General features: G+C 31.1%; 4 protein-coding genes and 2 pseudogenes. 4 read left to right on the top strand and 2 right to left on the bottom strand.

Annotated features, from left to right (window positions below; translation table 11 throughout):
• Positions 1-290 (bottom strand): annotated as a pseudogene (locus tag VLC96_RS12785) (DUF6427 family protein); the annotation flags it as partial.
• 149 nt (positions 291-439) lie between these two features.
• Here VLC96_RS12785 and VLC96_RS12780 point away from each other — a divergent pair.
• On the top strand, positions 440-670 hold the full coding sequence (locus tag VLC96_RS12780) for a DUF6341 family protein (protein WP_325263478.1): 231 nt from the start codon (positions 440-442) through the stop codon (positions 668-670).
• A 68-nt stretch (positions 671-738) separates the two neighbouring features.
• On the opposite strand, the gene purD is transcribed toward VLC96_RS12780, so the two are convergent.
• Positions 739-2,013 carry a phosphoribosylamine--glycine ligase gene (gene purD, locus VLC96_RS12775; protein ID WP_325263474.1) on the bottom strand — a complete coding sequence of 425 codons (1,275 nt, stop codon included), beginning with the start codon at positions 2,011-2,013 and terminating at the stop codon, positions 739-741.
• A 133-nt stretch (positions 2,014-2,146) separates the two neighbouring features.
• On the opposite strand from purD, the gene VLC96_RS12770 reads away from it, so the two are divergent.
• The 3 genes and pseudogenes from VLC96_RS12770 to VLC96_RS12760 all read left to right on the top strand — a co-directional run bounded on the left by VLC96_RS12770 (position 2,147) and on the right by VLC96_RS12760 (position 4,163).
• Entirely contained in the window at positions 2,147-3,457 is a 1,311-nt protein-coding gene (locus tag VLC96_RS12770) for a phenylacetate--CoA ligase family protein (protein ID WP_325263472.1), read from the top strand.
• A 101-nt stretch (positions 3,458-3,558) separates the two neighbouring features.
• A pseudogene (locus VLC96_RS12765) lies at positions 3,559-3,869 on the top strand (ORF6N domain-containing protein); the annotation flags it as partial.
• A gap of 18 nt (positions 3,870-3,887) precedes the next feature.
• The gene (locus VLC96_RS12760) at positions 3,888-4,163 is read left to right on the top strand and encodes a hypothetical protein (RefSeq protein ID WP_414655573.1); all 276 of its coding nucleotides are present in this window, start codon (positions 3,888-3,890) and stop codon (positions 4,161-4,163) included.
• Positions 4,164-4,223 lie beyond the last annotated feature (60 nt).

Raw genomic sequence — 4,223 nt, 5'->3', positions numbered from 1 at the left:
ATAATTAAATTCGGATTACCAAATAAATCAGTAAAAAAAATAAAAAATAAAAAAGTAAAAAAAGCCGTGTAAGTACTGTCTCTACTGAGTCCGTTCTTTTTAGAAATAAAACTATTGAGGAAAACTGTGGCAAACAAAATTAGAAATAAACCGCTTTTTTGAAGAATAGAAATTACAGAATTTGCCCAAGTTATATCTTGAATTTGATATAGAAAAAAGAAAACCAGCATTAAAATAACTACCAAAGAAAAATTAAATGGTGTAGATTTTTTAAAAACACTTGTTATCATAAGGATATTTTATATTTTTGCGACTGTAAATATAAGACTTGTTTAAAAAAGGAATAGGCAAGATTAAAAAAGATTTATAACAAAGATCATTTTTTAATGTTCAAAAATTCCAAGAAATAAAATAATAAAAATAAAAGATATACATTATGATGACATCGTTTTTTGAAGGAATACAATACTTATTTGTAAATATTTTATTCGCTCCTTTAGACTTTTTACGTTCATTAGAACTTAAAACTTGGTTTGGTGCCAATACAATCAACTGGATTTTCATGACTATCTGTGCAGTTGCTATTGTTTATTGGTGTAAACAATTAAAATTACATAAAGAAAGTGGTGAAGATGCTCAAGATACTACGGCTCATTCATTCTTAGGATAATATCAAATCCAAATAAAAAATAGAACACAAATGGAACTTTAAAATTCCATTTGTGTTTTTTTATGTCTTTAAACTAAATCAAATCCAATATCTTTTCTGAAATTCATTTTATCAAAATGGATTTTATTTACGTTTTGATACGATTGATTCAAAGCTTCCTGGAAATTGTCTCCGTAAGAAGTAATGGCCATCACTCTTCCCCCATTAGTAACCACATTGCCATTATCAAGTTTTGTTCCAGCGTGAAAAACAATTGAATTCTCAACATTCTCCAATCCTGTAATTATTTTTCCTTTTTCAAAATCTTCAGGATAACCGCCTGAAACGATCATAACAGTAGTGGCACTTCTTTCGTCAACTTCCAGATTGAATTCACCTAATTTTTCATTGGCCACAGCCAAAAATAATTCAACCAAATCCGATTTTAATCTTGGAACAACCACTTCAGTTTCTGGGTCTCCCATTCTCACATTGTACTCAATAACAATTGGTTCGTTATTAACGTTGATCAATCCTATAAATACAAAACCTTTATAGGCAATTCCATCTTTTTGGAAACCTTCAATAGTTGGTTTTACAATACGCGTTTCAATTTTTTCCATCAAAACAGCATCTACATAAGGAACCGGAGAAACTGCTCCCATTCCGCCTGTATTTAAACCTGTATCTCCTTCTCCAATTCTTTTATAATCTTTAGCAGTCGGTAAAATTTTATAGCTTTTACCATCAGTCAAAACGAAGCAACTCAATTCAATTCCGTCAAGAAATTCTTCGATAACCACTTTTGAACTTGCTGCACCAAACTTTTGACCAACCAACATGTTTCTCAATTCAGTCTGAGCTTCTGCCAAATCCTGAATAATCAAAACTCCTTTTCCAGCTGCCAAACCATCTGCTTTTAATACATAAGGAGGCTGTAATGTTTCTAGAAATTTACATCCATTTTCAACAGTTTCGGCAGTAAAACTATCATAAGCTGCTGTTGGAATTTTGTGTTTCATCAAAAATTCTTTGGCAAACTCTTTACTTCCTTCTAAAGTGGCACCAACTTTTGATGGTCCAATTACGGGTATATTTTTTAAATCTGAATCGTTTAAGAAAAAGTCATAAACCCCTTTTACCAAAGGATCTTCAGGACCAACCACTACCATTTCAATATTTTCTTTGATAACCAATGCTTTTATAGCTACAAAATCAGTAGCGCTGATATCAACATTTTTTGCAATTTGAGCAGTACCTGCATTTCCCGGTGCTACAAAAAGGGTGTCACAAAGCGGACTTTGAATCATTTTCCATGCAAAAGCATGTTCTCTTCCTCCAGATCCTAGTAGTAAAATATTCATAGTGTTGTTTTATATAGTTGCGTGCAAAAATAATTCGTTTTGAACGTAAAAAATAATTATATTTTAAAAAGTTACCGTTTAGTTCTCAATACTGATGGCTAAATATTATTTTTGACGAAATTTAAAATTTCCAATGCTCAAAATTTTCGATTTAACGCTCAAAATAAATGGTTTCCCAATGAAGGAAGCCAAAACTGAATTGCAAAAAATTATTGCTATTCCAGAAGAAAATTTTGAAGATTTTGTCGAACAGAAAAAAGCAGAAATAGTCAATTTTCATTTGACTCATAATACTTTTTATAAAGATTTAGCCAAAAAAAAATCATTTGAAAACTGGAATGATTTACCCATTTTAAATAAATCAAACCTTCAGAAACCTTTGTTTGAAAGGCTTTCTTCTCGATACGACGAAAAATCTGTTTATGTCAACAAAACATCAGGCTCTAGTGGTCATCCGTTTATTTTTGCAAAAGATAAATTTTGCCACGCCTTAACTTGGGCTTCCAATATTTATCGATTTGGCTGGTACGATATTGATTTTAATTCATCTTTTCAGGCTAGATTTTACGGCATTCCTTTGGATTTTATTGGAAACAAAAAAGAACGGCTTAAGGATTTTTTGAGTCATCGGTATCGGTTTCCAATCTTTAATTTATCGGATGAAATTTTGGAAGGTTTTTTAAAGGATTTTAAAAAGAAAAAATTCGACTATATCAATGGCTATACCTCATCTATTGTTTTGTTTGCCAAATTTTTGCAGAAAAAAAATATTGTTTTAAAAGATATTTGTCCAACACTGAGAGTTTGCATGGTTACCTCCGAAATGCTTTTTGAAGAAGACAAACAGCTATTAGAAAAGCAATTCGGAATTCCGATTGTCAATGAATATGGAGCTTCCGAATTGGATTTGATTGCTTTTCAAAATCCCGAAGGCCAATGGCAAGTGAATTCGGAAACGCTTTTTGTTGAGATTTTGGACGAAAATAATCAACCCGTTCCCAACGGAACTTCTGGACGAATTGTAATCACTTCTCTTTTCAACAAAGCACATCCCTTCATTCGATACGACCTTGGTGACATCGGAATTTTGGATGAAAAAAGTACTTTAAAAAGACCTATTCTCAAAAAATTAATTGGCAGAACTAATGACGTTGCAATTTTGCCAAGCGGAAAAAAATCTCCTGGACTTACCTTTTATTATGTAACCAAGAGCATCATTGAAGACGATGGAAATGTAAAGGAATTTATTATCAAACAAACCAAAATTAATTTTTTCGAAATTGATTATGTAAGCGAAACCGAATTGGCTTTGGAACAAATTCAAAAAATTGAATCGGCAATTGCTTTGTATTTGGAACCGAATTTACATTTCCTTTTTACCCGTAAAGCGACTTTGGAAAGAACCAATCGCGGTAAATTGAAACAGTTTACTTCATTTTTATAATGTAAATAAATTCGTATATTGGTATTTTGGATTTATAAAATGCTAAGTAACCTATACTTATTTGCCGAAGAAATTATCTCAAGCTGATTTTATGTTTAAAAATGGAAATCACAAATTGTAACTTCCAAAAGTTTAAGATCACAAATTGTGACCTTAAAGAAATTAAAAGACAATTTATGGAAAATGAAATACTGCTTTCTGAAGAATTAATTTCTAATAAAATTTACTTTATCAGGAATCAAAAAGTGATGCTTGATAGAGATTTAGCAACACTTTACGGGATTGAAACTAAAAGATTAAAAGAACAAGTTAAACGTAATATTTCTCGTTTCCCAGAAGATTTTATGAGCTTACAAAAGAAGAGTTTTCAATTTGGAGGTCGCAAATTGCGACCTCCAAATCAGACCAAATAGGTTTACGTTATGCTCCAATGGCATTCACAGAACATGGAGTTCTTATGCTGTCGAGCGTTTTAAATAGCGGCAAAGCCATCCAGACAAACATTCAAATCATGCGGATTTTTACAAAAGTGAGGCAAATGCTTTTGGATACAACCGAAATCAAATTAGATATTGTTCAAATTCAGAAAAAATTAGAAAATCATGATAAAAATATCGAATTGGTATTTTCCTATCTGGATGAATTGATCGAGAAAAAAGAAGATGAAAAACCAAGAACAAAAATTGGTTATAAGAATGATCGTTAAATATTCTTTATATATCGAGGTTTTATCAATAATTGTGTAAATAAAAATCCAATCATTATA

Source organism: Flavobacterium sp., from assembly GCF_035456085.1.
In the GTDB taxonomy this organism is placed as follows: Bacteria; Bacteroidota; Bacteroidia; order Flavobacteriales; family Flavobacteriaceae; genus Flavobacterium.
Note: the sequence above shows the minus strand (reverse complement) of the source record. Positions and strands in the feature narration are given on the sequence as shown.

Excerpts from the sequence above, each read along its gene's own strand:
- VLC96_RS12780 (WP_325263478.1), top strand. The coding sequence starts at position 440 with ATGACATCGTTTTTTGAAGGAATACAATACTTATTTGTAAATATTTTA.
- purD (WP_325263474.1), bottom strand. The coding sequence starts at position 2,013 with ATGAATATTTTACTACTAGGATCTGGAGGAAGAGAACATGCTTTTGCA.
- VLC96_RS12770 (WP_325263472.1), top strand. The coding sequence starts at position 2,147 with ATGCTCAAAATTTTCGATTTAACGCTCAAAATAAATGGTTTCCCAATG.
- VLC96_RS12760 (WP_414655573.1), top strand. The coding sequence starts at position 3,888 with ATGGCATTCACAGAACATGGAGTTCTTATGCTGTCGAGCGTTTTAAAT.